Source organism: Christensenella tenuis (assembly GCF_014287795.1).
In the GTDB taxonomy this organism is placed as follows: Bacteria; Bacillota; Clostridia; order Christensenellales; family Christensenellaceae; genus Christensenella; species Christensenella tenuis.
Genome location: NZ_JACOON010000002.1, coordinates 383,471 through 401,044, shown reverse-complemented (window position 1 = coordinate 401,044; position 17,574 = coordinate 383,471). Strand labels below are relative to the sequence as shown.

At 50.4% G+C, this 17,574-nt stretch carries 18 protein-coding genes and 1 riboswitch; of the genes, 3 read left to right on the top strand and 15 right to left on the bottom strand.

The window, feature by feature from the left end; all coding sequences use genetic code 11:
• The 9 genes from H8S18_RS05660 to H8S18_RS05620 all read right to left on the bottom strand — a co-directional run bounded on the left by H8S18_RS05660 (position 1) and on the right by H8S18_RS05620 (position 7,537).
• On the bottom strand, positions 1-624 hold the full coding sequence (locus H8S18_RS05660; RefSeq protein ID WP_186857328.1) for a thiamine phosphate synthase: 624 nt from the start codon (positions 622-624) through the stop codon (positions 1-3).
• Entirely contained in the window at positions 617-1,768 is a 1,152-nt protein-coding gene (gene thiH, locus H8S18_RS05655) for a 2-iminoacetate synthase ThiH (protein ID WP_186857327.1), read from the bottom strand. Before thiH ends, H8S18_RS05660 begins: the two co-directional genes overlap by 8 nt.
• Positions 1,769-1,780: 12 nt before the next feature.
• Complete coding sequence (locus H8S18_RS05650; protein WP_186857326.1) at positions 1,781-2,554, bottom strand: thiazole synthase; 774 nt, start codon at positions 2,552-2,554, stop codon at positions 1,781-1,783.
• Positions 2,555-2,588: 34 nt separating this feature from the next.
• The gene (thiF, locus tag H8S18_RS05645) at positions 2,589-3,401 is read right to left on the bottom strand and encodes a sulfur carrier protein ThiS adenylyltransferase ThiF (RefSeq protein WP_186857325.1); all 813 of its coding nucleotides are present in this window, start codon (positions 3,399-3,401) and stop codon (positions 2,589-2,591) included.
• Position 3,402: 1 nt separating this feature from the next.
• Positions 3,403-3,597: a sulfur carrier protein ThiS gene (gene thiS / locus H8S18_RS05640; protein WP_186857324.1), complete on the bottom strand. Its 195-nt coding sequence runs from the start codon at positions 3,595-3,597 to the stop codon at positions 3,403-3,405.
• Positions 3,598-3,610: 13 nt separating this feature from the next.
• Positions 3,611-4,918 carry a phosphomethylpyrimidine synthase ThiC gene (gene thiC / locus H8S18_RS05635; protein ID WP_186857323.1) on the bottom strand — a complete coding sequence of 436 codons (1,308 nt, stop codon included), beginning with the start codon at positions 4,916-4,918 and terminating at the stop codon, positions 3,611-3,613.
• A gap of 95 nt (positions 4,919-5,013) precedes the next feature.
• Entirely contained in the window at positions 5,014-5,808 is a 795-nt protein-coding gene (gene thiD / locus H8S18_RS05630) for a bifunctional hydroxymethylpyrimidine kinase/phosphomethylpyrimidine kinase (protein WP_186857322.1), read from the bottom strand.
• Positions 5,805-6,452: a thiamine phosphate synthase gene (gene thiE / locus H8S18_RS05625; protein WP_186857321.1), complete on the bottom strand. Its 648-nt coding sequence runs from the start codon at positions 6,450-6,452 to the stop codon at positions 5,805-5,807. Before thiE ends, thiD begins: the two co-directional genes overlap by 4 nt.
• Positions 6,453-6,516: 64 nt before the next feature.
• A riboswitch (TPP riboswitch) is annotated at positions 6,517-6,625 on the bottom strand.
• 102 nt (positions 6,626-6,727) lie between these two features.
• Positions 6,728-7,537 carry a sugar phosphate isomerase/epimerase family protein gene (locus tag H8S18_RS05620; RefSeq protein WP_186857320.1) on the bottom strand — a complete coding sequence of 270 codons (810 nt, stop codon included), beginning with the start codon at positions 7,535-7,537 and terminating at the stop codon, positions 6,728-6,730.
• A 109-nt stretch (positions 7,538-7,646) separates the two neighbouring features.
• On the opposite strand from H8S18_RS05620, the gene leuB reads away from it, so the two are divergent.
• Positions 7,647-8,708, top strand: a complete 1,062-nt coding sequence (gene leuB, locus H8S18_RS05615) for a 3-isopropylmalate dehydrogenase (protein ID WP_186857319.1) — start codon at positions 7,647-7,649, stop codon at positions 8,706-8,708.
• A 473-nt stretch (positions 8,709-9,181) separates the two neighbouring features.
• Here leuB and H8S18_RS05610 read toward each other — a convergent pair whose 3' ends face one another.
• The 6 genes from H8S18_RS05610 to H8S18_RS05585 all read right to left on the bottom strand — a co-directional run bounded on the left by H8S18_RS05610 (position 9,182) and on the right by H8S18_RS05585 (position 15,750).
• Positions 9,182-10,150: an ABC transporter permease gene (locus tag H8S18_RS05610; protein ID WP_186857318.1), complete on the bottom strand. Its 969-nt coding sequence runs from the start codon at positions 10,148-10,150 to the stop codon at positions 9,182-9,184.
• Complete coding sequence (locus H8S18_RS05605; protein WP_186857317.1) at positions 10,150-11,643, bottom strand: sugar ABC transporter ATP-binding protein; 1,494 nt, start codon at positions 11,641-11,643, stop codon at positions 10,150-10,152. The genes H8S18_RS05610 and H8S18_RS05605 overlap by 1 nt, the downstream gene beginning before the upstream one ends.
• Positions 11,644-11,686: 43 nt before the next feature.
• Entirely contained in the window at positions 11,687-12,649 is a 963-nt protein-coding gene (locus H8S18_RS05600; protein ID WP_186857316.1) for an ABC transporter permease, read from the bottom strand.
• 107 nt (positions 12,650-12,756) lie between these two features.
• Entirely contained in the window at positions 12,757-13,647 is an 891-nt protein-coding gene (locus H8S18_RS05595; protein ID WP_186857315.1) for a sugar phosphate isomerase/epimerase family protein, read from the bottom strand.
• Between the two features lie 74 nt (positions 13,648-13,721).
• The gene (locus tag H8S18_RS05590; protein WP_186857314.1) at positions 13,722-14,831 is read right to left on the bottom strand and encodes a sugar ABC transporter substrate-binding protein; all 1,110 of its coding nucleotides are present in this window, start codon (positions 14,829-14,831) and stop codon (positions 13,722-13,724) included.
• Between the two features lie 148 nt (positions 14,832-14,979).
• On the bottom strand, positions 14,980-15,750 hold the full coding sequence (locus tag H8S18_RS05585; protein ID WP_186857313.1) for an SDR family NAD(P)-dependent oxidoreductase: 771 nt from the start codon (positions 15,748-15,750) through the stop codon (positions 14,980-14,982).
• A gap of 365 nt (positions 15,751-16,115) precedes the next feature.
• On the opposite strand from H8S18_RS05585, the gene H8S18_RS05580 reads away from it, so the two are divergent.
• Positions 16,116-16,517, top strand: a complete 402-nt coding sequence (locus tag H8S18_RS05580; RefSeq protein ID WP_186857312.1) for a VOC family protein — start codon at positions 16,116-16,118, stop codon at positions 16,515-16,517.
• A gap of 227 nt (positions 16,518-16,744) precedes the next feature.
• The gene (locus tag H8S18_RS05575; protein WP_186857311.1) at positions 16,745-17,548 is read left to right on the top strand and encodes a DeoR/GlpR family DNA-binding transcription regulator; all 804 of its coding nucleotides are present in this window, start codon (positions 16,745-16,747) and stop codon (positions 17,546-17,548) included.
• The last annotated feature ends 26 nt before the right edge of the window (positions 17,549-17,574 follow it).

Genomic DNA, 17,574 nt, shown 5'->3' with positions numbered 1-17,574 from the left:
TTATAACGGAGCGCTTTTGGCCGGGAAAGAAAGGCTTTTGGCCAGCTTCTCCAGCGTATACGCGGCTTTTCCGGCTTCCATAAACGCCGACATAAGGCACGCCCCACTGGCTCCGGCCTCCCGTACCAATCCGATATTGCCACTGCCGATTCCCCCAATTGCAAACACGGGAATGGAAGCTTCGCTGCAGACCTCTTTTAAAAACGGGAGCCCGCGCGGCGCAAGCCCTGGTTTGCATGCCGTTTCGAATATGTGGCCCGCAACCAGGTAGTCTGCCCCAAGTTCAGCCGCCTCACGCGCCTGCTTTACAGAATGAACGGAAACGCCAACCCGCGAAAACCAGTTTCGTATCTGCGGCCGGGCGGCAAACGCCTGCAGTGAAAGATGAATCCGCTCTGCGCCAGCGGCGTGCGCCGCATCTGCGAAAGTATGCAGAATACAGGTAGTTCCAAAAGCCCGGCAAACGGCCATAACCTTTTTGGCAAGCACCCCGTATTCCTGTTCTTCGAGGTCTTTCTCGCGTACGATAATCGCGGATACGCCCGCAGATGCGACCTCTTTTATTTGCGATAAAAAATCTGTTTTGCATAAATGGCGGTTTGTAACCGCAATGAGTTCAAACATAAATATAGTCGCTCATGACGGGCTGCAAACCTTCTGACAGGATCATCTGGTAGATTTCGTCCACCGTCCTCCCGTCGTCGATTTCAAACTGCTCGTCTCCTTTGGCTTCGCCCGAATGCCCGCCGATCCCTACGTCTACGCCCGCAGAAATTTTTGTCGCCGCGATCTCGATGACATGATTGCGGAAACGGGCGCATTCGCGACTGGAAATTGTGATAGACGCAAATGGCATGAACAGCCGGTAAGCCGTGATGACCTGCAAAAGCTGCAGTTCGTGCACATCGCGCGGATTGATTTTATCGTTATTGATAATTGGCCGCAGGCGCGGGCAGGAAAAGGCAATCTCCGCATGCGGATATTTCCGCTGCAACAGCCATGCATGCATTCCCGTTGCATATGCATCCTTCCTGAAATCATTGAGGCCAAGCAGCGCCGCAAATCCGACGCCGCGGATCCCGCCCATAAGCGCGCGTTCCTGCGCGTTGAACCGGTAGGGAAAAATCCGTTTATGCCCGCCCAAGTGGAGTTTTTCATAGGTTTCCGTATCATACGTTTCCTGGAATACGGTTACGAAATCCGCGCCGCATTCGTGCAGGTAAGCGTAATCTTCCGAGTTCATCGGATATACTTCAAGCCCTATTACCTTAAAATACTTGCGCGCTATTTTGCATGCTTCCCCAATGTAGGCTACATCCGACATTTTGGGGCTCTCCCCGGTAAGCAGCAGGATTTCCTCAAGCCCCGTGGCGGCGATCGTTTTCATTTCCCGTTCCATTTCTTCGCTGCTGAGGCGCGCGCGGTGGATATGGTTATGGGAATTGAACCCGCAATAGATGCAATAATTCTCACAATAGTTCGCCAGATACAGGGGGGTGAACAGATAAATAGAATTTCCAAAATGTTTACGGGTTTCCTGCCGGGCCTTTTGCGCCATTTCTTCCAAAAATGGAAATGCCGCAGGCGACAAAAGGGCCGCAAAATCTTCCGGCGTACATACGTCATGCTTTAGCGCTGCTTCTACATCGGCTGCCGTATAGCGTCCACAGTCATATGCATCCATTCGCGCAAGGACCTGCTCCATAATATCCGGCTGGATTTGTTCCATCCCGGGCAGATAGGTCATATGGTCAATTCTTTCACTCATCGCTTTTCGCCCCTATTCCTGTAAAAAACCTGTCAACGGCGAAGACGCGCTCGCGCCCTGCTCAAGTATTCTTCCCGTTCCGGCGAGATATGCCGTCCGGCCCGCTTCAACCGCTTTCCTGAACGCTTCCGCCATTGCCGGGATATCCCCTGCGGTTGCGATGGCCGTATTGCACATTACTGCAGCAGCGCCCATTTCCATAGCCGCACACGCCTGCGACGGTCTGCCGATACCCGCGTCTACAATAACGGGCAGGTCAATCTCATTGATTAAGATCTCGATAAAATCCCGCGTACACAGCCCCTTATTGGAGCCAATCGGCGCGCCCAGCGGCATAACCGCCGCCGCCCCAGCGTTTTGCATATCCCGCGCAGCGATAAGGTCCGGATACATATAAGGCAGGACAACAAAGCCCTCCCCAGCCAATATTTCCGTGGCGCGCGCCGTTTCATAATTATCCGGAAGCAAATATTTGGAATCATGGATTACTTCAATTTTTATAAAGTCCCCGCAGCCGATTTCCCGTGCCAGCCGCGCAATGCGTACCGCTTCCTCCGCATTGCGCGCCCCTGATGTATTGGGCAGCAGCGTTACCCCTTTCGGGATAAAATCAAGTATATTTTCCACGTTTCCCGCGGCTGCCCTGCGCAGCGCGAGAGTAATGATCTGCGCGCCGGCGTTCTCTACCGCGGCTTCGATCAGCTTAAGCGAGTATTTTCCCGAGCCGAGAATAAACCGCGAGGTAAATTCATGCCCGCCAATGACGAGCGTATCTGTCTGTTCCATCGTTTCACTCCTTTGAAAGCGCACTATGCCGCGCTTATTCATCCAATTCTCCCAAAAGGACCCGCAGAACCATATTCGCCTGGTGGCCCGCGCATATCATAACCCGCGGCGCCATCAAGCCGCGCCCCGGCTGCGCCGGCGTTTCTTCATCCCCGCAAAGATAAAGGTTTTTCATCACCTTGCGTGTATGAATGGTATTTCCGCTGCCATAGCCCGCCATTCCCGACGCTGCCACGACTACTTTTCCCGGACATTCCGCGAGGACCGTATTCACAAGCATCGCCTTTGCTTCCGGACAATCGAACGCTTCGCATATGACCATATCGTCCTGCAAAATGGAAGCCGCATTTTCTTCCGTCAGCCGCACGCAATCCGTACGAACGCATACAAAGGGGTTGATTTCGGCGATCTCTTTTTGCAGCGCTTCCGTTTTGGGCAGCCCCAGATGGCACAAGCGGTATTGCTGGCGGTTCAGGTTGCTCGGCTCCACTTCATCAAAGTCGATCAGGTGCAAATGGCCTACGCCCATGCGCGCCAAGCTGACGGCGATATTGGATCCGAGTCCGCCAAGCCCGGCTATGGCAACGCGGGCATGCCTGATTTTCTCATACACGCCCGGCGTATGCCGCGCGCGCAGCATCTGCTCCAGTTCATCTTTCCCGGGCATTTCCCCCTTACGGATGACAATAATTTCATCGTTTTCAGAAAGCGGCAGGTTTTCCCGCGTCTGATATCCGTTGAGGATTACTACCTGATCCGTATATCCTCCATCCTGCGGGGAACGCACGGCATCGTATAAATTGCGCCATGGCACGTCGGCCTCTTTTCCATTGATCCACAGTTTCATATCAGCCTCCGCCTACAAAACCGACAATTTCAAGGACGTCTCCATCTTCAACGCATACGTCCCCAAAAGCCGCCTTCGGGACAATATTGCCGTTGCGCTCCACGGCAACCCGCTCCGCCTGATATCCTTTTTCCCGAAGCACTCCGGCAATCGTTTTGCCTGCGGCCGCTTCCTCTTTTCCATTGATCCGGACCATTCGCCGTTCTCCTTTAATCCATGATGTCAACGTCTTCCCCACGCAATATTTTGTTGATATTGCGAACCGCACACATCTTTCCGCACATGGTGCAGGTATCTTCATGCTCGGGAGTGGATTCGCTGCGGTACTGGCGCGCACGCAGCCCACCGTCGATGGCCAAGTCAAACTGCCGCTCCCAATCGAGGCTGCGCCGCGCATCGCTCATGGCATAATCCCACGCCCATGCGTCTTTGTTTCCTTTTGCAAGGTCCGCAGCATGCGCTGCAATCTTGGCTGCAATAATTCCCTCGCGCACATCTTCCACCGTGGGCAGGCGAAGGTGCTCCGCGGGCGTTACATAGCACAGGAAACTTGCGCCGTAGGTTGCCGCAATGGCCCCGCCGATCGCGGAGGTGATATGGTCGTAGCCCGGGGCGACATCCGTGACAAGAGGCCCGAGTACATAGAAAGGCGCCCCCTTACATACCGTTTTCTCGATTTCCATATTTGCTTTGATCTGGTTAAGCGGCATATGCCCCGGTCCTTCGATCATGACCTGTACGTCTTTTTCCCACGCGCGCATAGTCAATTCCCCCAGAGTCACCAGTTCCTCGATTTGCGAGACATCGCCCGCATCTTCGATCGAACCCGGGCGGCACGCGTCCCCAAGGCTGAGGGTGACGTCATATTCCCGGCAAATATCGAGAATCTCATCATAATATTCGAAAAACGGATTTTCATTTCCCGTCAGCATCATCCACGCGAAAATGATACTGCCGCCCCGCGACACCAGGTTGGTATGGCGTTTACATGCCCGGAAGCGTTCCGCGGTATTTTTATTGATCCCGCAGTGGATCGTCATGAAGTCTACGCCATCCTCCGCATGCATTTTGAATACGTCGATCCATTCACGCGCGGTGATTTTTTTCAGCGCTTTATTATAATAGACAACCGCGTCATAAATCGGAACCGTTCCGATAACCGCCGGGCATTCCGCCACAAGCTTCCTGCGGAACGTTTGCGTATCGCCAAAGGAAGAAAGATCCATGATGGCTTCCGCGCCCATTTCGACGGCGCTCATCACCTTTTGCATTTCCACATCAAGGTCGAGGCAATCGCGGGAAGTCCCAAGATTGACATTGATTTTTGTTTTGAGCGCGCTGCCAATGCCGCTGGGCTTCAGGCAATGATGGTTTTTATTTGCAGGGATGGCTACCTGGCCTTTTGCTACCAGCTCCATCAAATCCTTTTCCCCGATCTTTTCCTCTTGCGCGACTTTCTTCAGTTCATTTGTTACAATGCCCTGACGCGCCGCATCCATTTGTGTCGTGTACCCCATGTTTTCTTTCCTCCTCGATATTGTTCAGGCCCGCAAATTTTCCCGGAGAAGGCGGTGCACTCAATCCCCGTTTGCGCTTCCTGTTTGATGACGTTTCAAAATTCCATTTTATCCACGGCAAAACAGTGGTCGAGCGGCCCCCGGCCCTGCCCAAGGTCAAGCCGGGCGCAAAGCGCATGGTATAAATACCGTTTTGCCTGTTCAATGCTTTGCTTAAGGGAAAGCCCTTCCGCGAGGCGGCAGGCGATTGCGCTTGAAAGCGTACACCCCGTCCCATGTGTATTGGGATTATTTACCCGTTCCCCGCAAAACCACCGTGTATTTCCAGCCTCGCACAGCACATCGTCCGCCCCCGTTTTATGGTGCCCGCCCTTAACCAAAACCGCGCAGCCATACTGCCGCGCCAAAGACCGGGCGGCGGCCTCCATACCATCGGCGGTCTCGATCCGTTCCCCGGTCAGCGCTTCCGCCTCCGGCAAATTAGGCGTTATGAGCTCCGCGCGCGGCAAAAGCAATTCGCACAGGGCATCCTGCGCCGATTCATCAAGTAAGCGGCTGCCGCTTGTGGAAACCATCACGGGATCTACCACAATATGATGCGCATGGTATTCCGTCAGTTTGCGCGCTATTACGCGGATCAGTTTTGTTTCGGAAACCATACCGATCTTGACCGCGTCCGGCATGATATCTGAAAAAATACATTCCAGTTGTTGTTCAAGGAAAGCTGCTTCCACCGGCATGACGCCGTATACGCCCGTCGTATTCTGCGCGGTCAGCGCAGTGACAGCGCTCATCGCATACAGTTTATGGACAGTGATGGTTTTGATATCGGCCTGTATGCCCGCGCCTCCGCTGCAATCGCTGCCCGCAATTGTAAGAACTGTTTTCATTCGTGCTTTTCCCCCGTATATCCAAGCATCAGTTTTGCCTGACGCGCCAGATTTTCCGCCGCTTTCTTAACGTCAGCCGCGCCGAAAATCCCTGCCGCCACCGCAACGCCAAAAATCGGCAGGCCCTGCAATTCAGCTATATTGGATTCATCGATTCCCCCGATTGCTACGACGGGTATTTGTACAGACCGGCATATTTTTCCAAGCAGCCCATGGGGCATGGGTACTGCGTCGGCTTTGGTGGACGTTGCGAAAACCGCGCCCGAGCCGAGGTAATCCGCCCCTGCCGCCTGCGCTGCAAGGGCTTGTTCCACCGTCCGGGCCGTCGCCCCGATAATCTTCCCGTTTCCCAGCCGCCTGCGCGCAAGATCCACCGGCATATCTCCAGCCCCAAGATGCACGCCCGCCGCGCCTATGGCCTGTGCAAGCTCTACGTTATCGTTTATGACCAGCGGTACTTTATACCGGTCACACAGCCGTTTGACTGCCAGCGCTTTTTCCTCGAGCGCCCGCCCGCAGAGGCGCTTTTCACGCAATTGCAAAAGTGTAACTCCCCCCGCTAGCGCTCGCTCGATTTTCGGCAACAGTATGTTTTCATCTTCCTGCGGCGTCACCGCGTAGAGCAATAAATGGTTTCGATCCATATCCGTTTGCTTTTCCTCCTGCCAGGGAAACAAAAAAGGGAATACCTGAATGCGTATTCCCTCAAAATTCCAATTGCGAATTCCTACGTTGGCATTACCCAAATCAGGTTCCAAGGGTCGAAGCTGCCCGCGCTTCCTCTCAGCCCACAACATGAGCTCCCCTGTTCATTTTCTACAGTATATCACTTCCCCGAACATTTTTCAAGCCATATCGAAATACCGCCTTGAAAATGATTGGCGTAAAGGCGCCAAGCATTTAAAAACGCCTGTCTGCCTTATTTGAAAAAATCCGTAAGCTTATCGTAATTCTGCATCAGGCCGCCGTAGGATCCGTAATCGCCCGGATAGACTTCGAGCATCAGCAGCCCCCGGTAATCCATTCCTGCAAGCTTTTCCCTCATTCCGGCCCAGTCCATTTCTCCTGTAAACGGAAGGCAGGGGATGATCCCTTTTTCCGGATCCTTCCGGTAATCGCATATGTGGATATGAGCAAGGCGCCCGTTCATATCGTCTATATAATCCATAACTTCATAGCCGGATTGCGCCGCCTGCTTGATGTCAAGGGTGAAATACAGGTTATCGCTGTCCGTGTGGCGAAGGAGTTCGCTCGCAAAGCCGGGCTGCGCATACCAGCACCAATGGACAGTCTCCCAGGCAAGCTTAATCCCCTTTTTCTTCGCGCATTCGGCCAGGACTGTAGTGCGCTCTCCCGCGAATTCATAATTGACGTGAAGGGTTTTTGCCCGTTTGACGTTCATCGGGCCATGGAAAACATAGAGTTCCGCACCGATCTGCGCCGCCGCATCCGTGACCTTCTCAAATATATCGAGGGCCTCTTCATACTGCCGCTGGTGCGCGGAATAAAGTTGGGGTTCAAATTGCGTACACAGGGCGTGTATGGAACGAATATGCGCGCCTTCCCCCTGTGTGATACGCCTGATCTCATCTGTAAACGGCTTTTCGTATTCCGACATGGCGGAAAAAAAGACTTCCATATCGCGCACGCCGAGTTCCGCCATTTTTTTGACCGCTTCTTCGTTATAGAGCCTGCAGAAGAAGCAAGCTGTTGACATTCCTGTTTTCATTGCACGTCCTTTCCTGCTACTATTTTATTTCATAGCGCCTCTTTTGTCCAATTTGTTTTTGTTATATAATAGGTTCGTACCTTAATTTATGACAGGAGGACGAAAACGGATGGAATATAAAATTGCCAGAATTCCCGGCGACGGAATCGGTCCGGAAATATCGGAAGAGGCTGTGCGTGTGCTGAACCGTATCGGTGAGTTGTATGGCCATACCTTTACATGTGCGGAGGTGGATGCGGGCGGCATTGCCATCGATAAGTACGGCGATCCGCTGCCGGAGGAACAGCTTGAGATCTGCCGCAAGAGCGACGCGGTGCTCCTCGCGGCGGTAGGCGGCGAAAAATGGGACGACCTTCCGGTGGATAAACGTCCGGAAAAAGGACTTTTGCGCCTGCGCGGCGGACTCGGTTTATTTGCAAACCTCCGCCCAGCGATTATTTACAGCGAGCTTAAGGCCGCCTGCCCTTTGAAAGATGAAATCGTAGGCGACAATCTCGATATCCTCATCCTGCGCGAGCTGACCGGCGACGTATATTTCGGCGAACGCGGCGGAGACGACATTACCTACTCTTCCGACCTTATGAATTACCACGATTATGAGGTGGAGCGCATCGCGCGTCTTGCGTTTGAATCGGCGCGCAAACGGGATAAAAAAGTGACGAGCGTGGACAAGGCCAACGTCCTTGCCACGTCCCGCCTGTGGAGGAATACGGTAAACCGCGTGGCAAAGGATTACCCGGATATTGAACTAAACCATATGTATGTGGATAACGCGGCCATGCAGCTCGTGCGCAACCCACGCCAGTTTGACGTGGTGGTGACGGGCAACCTGTTTGGAGATATCCTGACGGATGAAGCCAGCATGATTACCGGGTCGATCGGCATGCTGCCTTCCGCGAGCCTCGGCTCCACCAAGCTTGGGATGTATGAGCCAATCCATGGCTCCGCGCCCGACATCGCGGGAACAGGCAAGGCCAATCCAATCGCCATGATCCTTTCGTGCGCGATGATGCTGCGGTATTCCTTTGACCTTGAAACGGAAGCGCAGGCCATTGAAGCCGCAGTGAAGGCCGTCCTCAAAAACGGCGCACGCACGGCGGATATCGCCGCAGGCGGAAAATCCATTTCGACACGGGAAATGTCGGACCTGATCCTTGCGGAACTGAAATAAGGAATTGAACCAAAAAAGGGCAGTCCCGAGGAAAAACCCGGGGCTGCCCTTTTTATGTAGAAAGAAGATTTAAGCTGGAAGGCAGATAAAAAAGGAACGGATCACTGTGCCGTTATCCAGTTTCTCCCATAAAGCGTTGAGTAGCGAAACGGATGCGCAGGTATCGCGCCTCAATATCGTTTGAAACCATCGCTTGGTCTCCAGCCATAATTGCGTTATTATATTTAAATTTATTGTATTCCCAAAACAAGTTTATGCCTACACACCGCCCGTTTTTCCTCCCGGGCTTTTCTGGCTTTTTCTATTTCCATTTTATGCCGCAGGAAAGGCAGCTATCCAGGTGAACACACAGCACGTCTCCGCAATGCGGGCATGCCTTTCGGCATAGAAACACCCCCAAAGTTAGTTTCAGTATATTATACCGCTTAACTTTAGGGGTGCAGTCTATCCACCAGTTCTTTCTTTTATTTTTCTCAGTCGTCTTTATTGTTTTTCACCGAATCCATGATTACCGCCGCAATCAGGAGCGATCCCTGTAGCACCATCTGCCAATAGGTCTCAATATTCATCAAGTTCATCCCGTTGGAAATAATGCGCAGCAGGAATACGCCGACGAGCGTTCCGATAATACTTCCTTTACCGCCCGCAAGGCTTGCACCCCCGAGAACGGCAGCCGATATCGCATCCATTTCTGCACCGCTTGCTGCAGCAGCGATCCCCGATCCATTTTGCGAAGTGACCATGAAGCTTGCGATTCCACATAAAAAACCGCTGATCGCAAAAGTAAATGCATTTGTCTTCGCGGCGTTGATCCCGGCAAGACGGCTTGCCGGTTTATTGGATCCTACCGCATATACGCATCTGCCGAATACAGTATACTTCAAAACAAACCATGTGAGCACCGCCACCGCGAGCAGGATGATGAAAGGGAGCGGAATCACACCGAATACATTTATTTTGCTAAACTCGCGGAACAGGTCGTTGCTGAACTGTATCTGCGGGCGATTGTTGATAAGCTGCGCAAATCCATTGAACATTTGCCCAGTCCCTATCGTAACGACAAAAGCAGGTAGCCGCAGCTTAGTGATTACAAATCCGTTAAAGATCCCGCACACGAGCCCCACCAATATTCCTGCCGCCGCAACCAGTACCACATTGTCTATAGTCTGCAGCATCGTACCCATAACCATGCTGGAAAGCCCTACGATATAAGCGACCGAAAGATCGATTTCCCCACCGATGATAATAAAAGTCATGCCAATACCGATAAGACCGAACACAGAGGAATATTTAGCAATCGTCATGAAATTTTTGCCGGTAAAAAATTTATCAGGAATCATGACCGTGAATACCACAAATACTATGGCAAAAACGATCAGCAGCAGATGGGTGGATGTAAATTCAAATTTTTTCTTGTTCAGTATCAAAGGCTTCGTCTTCATTACGCTCCTCCTCCGATTGCATATTCCATCAACCTTTCCTGCGTATAATCGTCGCAGCAAAGCTCCCCAGTCAGCCGTCCTTCGCACAGGACAATAGCGCGGTCCGTAAGCGAAAGCACCTCCGCCTGCTCAGAGGAAACCATCACTACTGCCATGCCTTCCTGGCAAAGTTCCTCGATCAATTTATAAATTTCCACCTTGGCCCCCACATCAATCCCCCGCGTTGGTTCGTTCAGGATGATGACATCCGGTGAAGTTTCCAGCCATTTGCCAACGACAACTTTTTGCTGGTTGCCGCCGGAAAGTGTTTCGACCACGGTATCGCCCGACGGCGTACTGACATTTAGCTTTTTTATCCATTTATCCGCATTCCGATCTACCCTCTTTTTATCTACTATGAATCCCTTGCCTTTTGTATACCGGTCGATCACGGCGCTGGCGAAATTTTCCTTTACAGACTGGGACAAAATCAGGCCTTCCTTTTTTCTGTCGTTGGGAAGATAGGCGATCTTAGCTTTCTTCGCATCCTCCACACTATGGATCTTCACAGGTTTTCCATGCATCAGTATCTCGCCTTCCTGCAATTTCGACGCACCAAAGATCGCTTTACACATTTCCGTGCGTCCCGCCCCCATCAGGCCAAACACTCCCAGTATCTCACCCGCCCGAACACTGAATGAAATATCTTTAAGGGTTTTGTTTTTCAAATGCTTTACCTCCAGCACCACATCTCCCTTTTTGATCTCTCCCTTAGGATACATATCTTTGATTTCGCGGCCCACCATAAGCTGCACCAGCTTTTCCGGCGTAGCATCCTTCATGGAAAACGAATCGATGCGTTTTCCATCCCGCATGATCTGAATGCGGTCCGCCACCGCGAACAACTCCTCCAGCCTGTGGGAGATGAAAATAACCCCGATCCCTTCTCCGGCCAGTTTCCTCGTCTGTTCAATCAGGCTTTTTACCTCGGCATCATTGAGCGCGGACGTTGGTTCGTCCATAATCAATATCTTTGTATCCGAAGCAAGCGCCTTAGCAATTTCAACCAGCTGTTTTTCAGCTGTGGAAAGCGTTTTGACCAGCGCCCTCGGATCGATCTGGACATTCAGCCGCGCAAGGATTTCTTTTGCCCGCCGGTTCATTTCCTTCCAGTCCACTTTGATCCGGTTTGCCTTCGGAAGTTTCCCCACAAAAATATTTTCCGCTACTGTCAGTTCATCGTAATAGCTGAGTTCCTGATAAATGATCCCGATGCCTTCTGCTGCCGCATCTGCCGGTATTTTGAAGTTCTTCTTTTCGCCATCCACATATATCTCGCCCGCATCCGGCAAATATACGCCCGAAATAATTTTAAGCAATGTAGATTTTCCCGCACCATTTTCGCCCAGTAACGCAAGCACTTCTCCCCGGTTTAGTTCCAGATCGACATTCTGCAGGGCTTTTACGCCCGGAAATTCCTTGCTGATTCCTTTTAGTTTTAATAATTCACTCATAATACATTACTCCTCATCCTGCGAATCTGTTGTCATTCGGCTCCTATGACTTATGCTTGAAGCTGTCTACAATGACCGCGAACACGAGGATCGCCCCCTGCGCAACAAGCTGCCAATAGGATGATACGCCCAACAGGTTTAATCCGTTTGTAATCGTATTGAGCAGCAACACACCAATGAGCGTCCCTACCATGCTACCAGAACCACCTGCAAGGCTCGCTCCTCCGAGCACCGCGCCTGCAATCGCATTCAACTCCGCACCGTCCCCGCTATTCGTAAGCCCCGCGCTGTTTTGCGAAGTGCTGATAAGACCAGCGATCGCCGCACATATTCCGCAGATGATATAAGTCGACAATTTGATCTTTTTTATATTGATTCCTGCAAGCTTGCTTGCTGTCGCATTCGAGCCCACGGCAAATATCTTCTTTCCAAACGGAGTCATTTTCAAAAGGAAAGCACCAACCACGATCATACAAAGCATGATAATAAATGAGTTCGGTATCTGGCCAAAACTGTATCCACGGCCAATAGCGGCAAAATCTAGGTTGTTAAACGGCGTGTTGACTCCCCTGGTAGTCAGAAACGCCAAACCTTTAAAAATTTCCATCGTGCCAAGCGTAACAACAAACGGGACAATATTGAGCTTAGTAACCAGCAGGCCATTGGCGAGTCCGCACGCTACTCCGATCGCAAGAGCAGCAATGATCATCAACGGAACCGAACCGGATGCAGGCATGATCGCCGCTAGTACCATCCCGACAAGCGTAACCACCGAGCCTACGGAGATATCAATCCCACCGCCTACGATAACGATCGTCATACCTACCGCAAGCGCTCCTGTGATTGCTGAGTATTGCGCAATGCTGAGAAAATTTTTGACCGACAGAAAATAGGGCGACAACACCGCCATAATGGCGCAAATCACAATCCACACAAAAAAGGTCGACCACGCCGACGTCATGTGAAATCTTTTTCCTTTAATACGGTTTGCTTTTACGTCTTCCATTCTCTTCCTCCAACAGTATTTACCGCCCGGCTTTTGAGGAACCGGGCGGCGCCCCTTTTCGCCCATCATCTTAAGCAGCGGAGCGATACAGGGCTTAGTGCCTATGGTCATCCTTCAAATTTATTTTTGATAAACTCCATACTTTCCCGGAGCTGTTTGGTAAGTTCGGCCTCGTTCGCACCTCCCGAAAGATCGCGCCACAGGAACGTATTATAGGCAACGCTGCCCCCAGTCACGACAAACGGCTCCACCATCAGCATCTTATCGTAACCAAGCATTCTGAGTTCCTTGAAAAACAGATCCCAGTTGATCTGCTTCCCCTGGCCCGGCAATCTCCGGTTTGCTTCGCCCAAGTGTACATGATAAATTTTATCACCCGCAAGACGTACGGCCGCGGCCATATCATCTTCCTCAATATTCGCATGGAACGTATCGAAGGTAATACCCAGCGCCTGTGGATTCCCGGAAAGATCCATCAAATGCCGCAGTTCCGCAACCGTCGTGACGATGAATCCCTCGAAACGGTTGGAGATCTCCGTTGCCAGCAACAACCCTTCGTCTTCTGCTGTCTTACAAATGGGCCTCATGCACTCGGCGATTTTTTCAAAATAAGGTTCTTTATCTGTGATTGGCGTAACAGGTTTTGCGGGCCATGTGGAGTGGATCGTCGTATTGCTGACCTTCCCGCCCATTTTTACCGCCCACGCGACCTGTCCTTTCATATACTCTACAGTCTTTGTGCGAACTGCCGGGTCTTCGCTGTAATAGCTCAGCCCCTGTTCTTCCGTCGGATAGATCGTATAGTTGATCTCCACATTCCGATCTTTCGCAAGTTTCTTAAAATCTGCCAGTTTATCTTCCGGCCAGCCGACAAACTCCGAGGCGTGTATCTCCATTCCGGTGAGCCCCGCATCCGCGACCCGGTTTACGAGTTCCACCGGATCGTTTCCATCCCAGTTTTTTGCCCAATAAGTATAAATTGTGCCATACGTTGCCATTTTTTGTCCTCCTTTGCAAAGCATCTTCCGCGGCAGAAGAGTAGATTTTCTTCCGCCGCGCGCATACTCTTTTCTCAGCCTACCTGGTAATCGTCGTAAATAATACTGTCTGTCAGTACCTGTTCGTAATCGTCCTTGGTAATGACAACCGGCGGAACATTCCACGAATCCGGGAGTTCATCCGTTTCCCCTTTCAGGTAGGGTTCCAACGTCTCGAGCATATAGTACCCATACATTTCCGGAAGCAGCGCTGCCGAGCATACCCATGCCGTATCCGGGTTTTTGAAATTATTGATTGCCAGGGTAGAGCCGTCAACCGTTCCGATCAGTGCTTTATCCTGATAGCCAAGCTTTTCAATGACCGCTTCAGCTCCCTGTCCGGAGTCATCCACAAATCCGCCGATCAGGATATGCTCCGCCTCCGGGTGGGCATTAATGGTATCCTCCACCCAACGCATTGCAACCTGGGAATCGTTGTTCGTTACATCGCACTGAACATAGATTTCATCCGGCACTTCTACCTTCGAGCGGATCCCCTCAAGCATTCCTTCATGCATTCTCGCATCATTGATTTCAGCACCTGCAAGACTCTCAAGTCCGATATACAGGTCGATTGTCGGATTTTCTCCCCATTTCTCAATTGCCGCTTCTGCCAGGGCTTCCCCCGCAGAGTAACCAGCGGTCACGTTGTCTGCTCCAAAAAATGGAAAATCGGGAATGGGCTGATCCATTCCAATTGCGAGAACGCCCGCTTCCTTACAGATATCGGATAGTGTATCGCCGACCATGAAACCCATAACACTTACATAAACGTCGCAGTCCGAGTCACAAATGAGCTGGCAGTTTTCTGTCGCAGTCGTGCCATCGAACTTATCGTCCAGCACCATGCATTCGATTCCGCGGTTCGCGCATTCCTGCTCAAAGTATTTTGCTACTGTTGCATGGAATGTATTGGACATATCCATGCAGGCAAAGCCGATCTTGAGCGTATCGTCTCCATTGCCGCGCGGATAGTTCCCGGCCGCGGATGCCGCTCCGCTGCTTTCGCTTCCCACCGTTTCCGCAGAGGCAGAACTTTGTGCGGATGCATCTTCGCTCCCTGCCGGCTCCGTGCTCCCCGAGCATCCCGCGAATACAGCTACTGCCAGCAATACTGCTACAACCAAACATAAAATCTTTTTCACAACATTTCCTCCTTTTATCTATGGCTCCTGGCCTTTGGTATTATATCAAAGGGCGTCTGGTAATGAGGGAGACCGCGGGGCCGGCGCACGTTTATCCGGCCCCGCAGGCTGCTCCTTGAATCATTATCATTCGCCGATAATGCGCTGCTTACTGCTTTTCCTTATCCTGTTTCGGCTGCCCATTCCACGCTGCAAGGCCGCCGTCTACCGATAGGTTGTGACCCGTAATATGGATAGATTCATCCGAAACAAGAAAAGCAATCGCGTCGGCCACCTGCGCAGGAAGACCAATCCTGTGATCCGGGATCGCCTCCTGAAATGCATCGATCACCGCTTCCGAAGAACCGTTCAAAAACATCGGAGTTGCCGTTGCAGAAGGGGAAACAACATTGATCCTGATCCCATCTCCGGCATAATCAAGCGCTGCCGCCTTGGTAAGCCCGATCACCGCGGACTTGCTTGCACAGTAAAGCGGCGCATTATAATCCCCATTGATTCCGGAAAGGGACGCGAGGTTTACGACTGCGGCAGTTTCATTGCCCATCATAAGCGGGATCAAATATTTCATAGTGTGATATATTCCCTTCACATTCACGTCCATCTGAATATCAAAATCTTCAGGCTGGCTTTCATGCAATAACCCTCCGCGAAACACACCCGCACAATTTATGAGCGCATGGCATGTTCTAAATTCTCTTTTTACAAATCCCGCCAGTTCCGCTACGCTTTTCTCATCCGCTACATCCGTCCGCCATGACGCAATCCTTCCCGGGTAGCGCTCCGCCAGAACGTTTTTCGCTGCCACGAGACGTTCTTCATTGCGGTCTACAGCTACGACCCGATAGCCGAGCGTCAGAAGCTTTTCCGCCGCTACGCATCCAATTCCACTGCTTGCACCTGTAATAACAGCAATTTTCATAATTTTACCTTCTTTTCCAATTTCGCCTGTTGAATACTTTCAAAATGCTTATTCGTTAGAATCGGTCGACCGTTTGCTTGTTTTCATCGTAATATATCATCGTATTTTTGTCAATATTTATTTTTATTTTTATTTATTAATTTTTTCTTTTCACTTTTGCGCCATCGTTGCACAGTCCAATTATCGTCATTTTTTAGCGATATAAAGCCATTTTGTTCATTTTGTTATTTTCTTTTTTATTTCGTTTTTTTGAAAACAAACGCAAATTTTAGAAAATTTCTACTGGACTTTTTTTCTTTTTTATTCTAAACTAAATACAGGACATTCTTCACACAAAAAAATAATAAACAAAAGGAGAACTGAATATGAACGGAAAAATCTGTGGGCTTGCACACATTGGGCTTTTTGTAGAGAATATCGAACGGACGAAAAAATTTTACCATGACGTCCTGGAATTCAATACATTGTATGAATGTGAAATCGACGATGCGGATGGGAAAACACAAATCGCCTTCCTCGGAAACGGGAGCTGTATAATCGAAGCCGTCCGGTTTGCACATCCTGCCAAACGGCCGGATGGAATCGTCGATCATATCGCGCTCCAGGTGCGCAATATTGAAGCCGTCCGGGATTCTCTCCTTGAAAAAGGCGTTCGTTTTGAGTCTGAAGACATTGTTTTCAATGGCGCGGTCTTTCCGAATGGTTCAAAGTGGATTCTGTTCCGCGGACCGGACGGAGAACACTTGGAATTGAACGAAGTTTTGTAATCAAAATGTTTCCTCACTACTCTGGGGCACCGTGCAAGCTTTTCAGGTTACGCGGTGCCCCTATTTTATTCTGTTACGAAAAGAGCTCCCCTTTCTTTTTTATATTTGCCTTTTTTGTATTTTATATTTCATCTTTTTATCATAAATTTTATTCTCTATTGACGACTTCTATAAATCCGGTCATAATAGATTATAGGAAAATGATGAAAGCAACAGGGTAAAAAAGCATGTTTAAAGCCGCCCGCCAGCAAAAAATAAAAGAGATTATCCTGGATCAAACCCAGATCGATGTGCAAACGCTGAGCACACTGCTTAACGTCTCGGCCGTTACGATTCGCAGCGATCTTGAGGATTTGGAGCAGGAGGGATTTATTGTCCGTTCCCACGGTGGCGCAATCTTAAACGCTGCCCAAAATCAGACGGATACCGCCCCACCCTCTATGGTTCCGGATATAGACGATCCTCACGGCAGGGAAAACGAGCATATCGCCCAGATTGCAGCACATCTTGTGCAGGAAAACGAGTGGATATTCCTTGGCTCAGGAGCAGCCTGTACAGCAACCGCCCGGGAACTTTTATCGAGGCAGGGCCTTAATATCATCACTAATAACCTGAATGTAGCAGCTGTATTCTCTAAAAACAAATCTTGTAATCTACTCGTCACCGGCGGCAACCTGAATCACTCCGGAATGTTCTTGAGCGGAGATATTTTTGAACGGGCGCTAAATGGAATTTATCTTAGTAAGGCATTTATCAGCGTTTCCGGTATTGATATGAATGGTGGATTTACTGTTTCCGACATTGATCAGGCAAATATTTATAGCAAAATCCGTTCTGTTTCCAAAGAGATTATTTTTATAGCGGATTATACAAAGTTCGACGAGGTCTCTTTTATGCGCATCGCATCTCTAAATGAGGCGGATGCTGTAATTTCCAATGAAAAAACGCCGGAGGAATATAAGGAATACTTTTTCAATAACGGCATTAAAATTTTTACATCGTATAAAATTAATCCGTCGTCGATCGGCTGACAGTACTGCAATGGTATTTATTTATA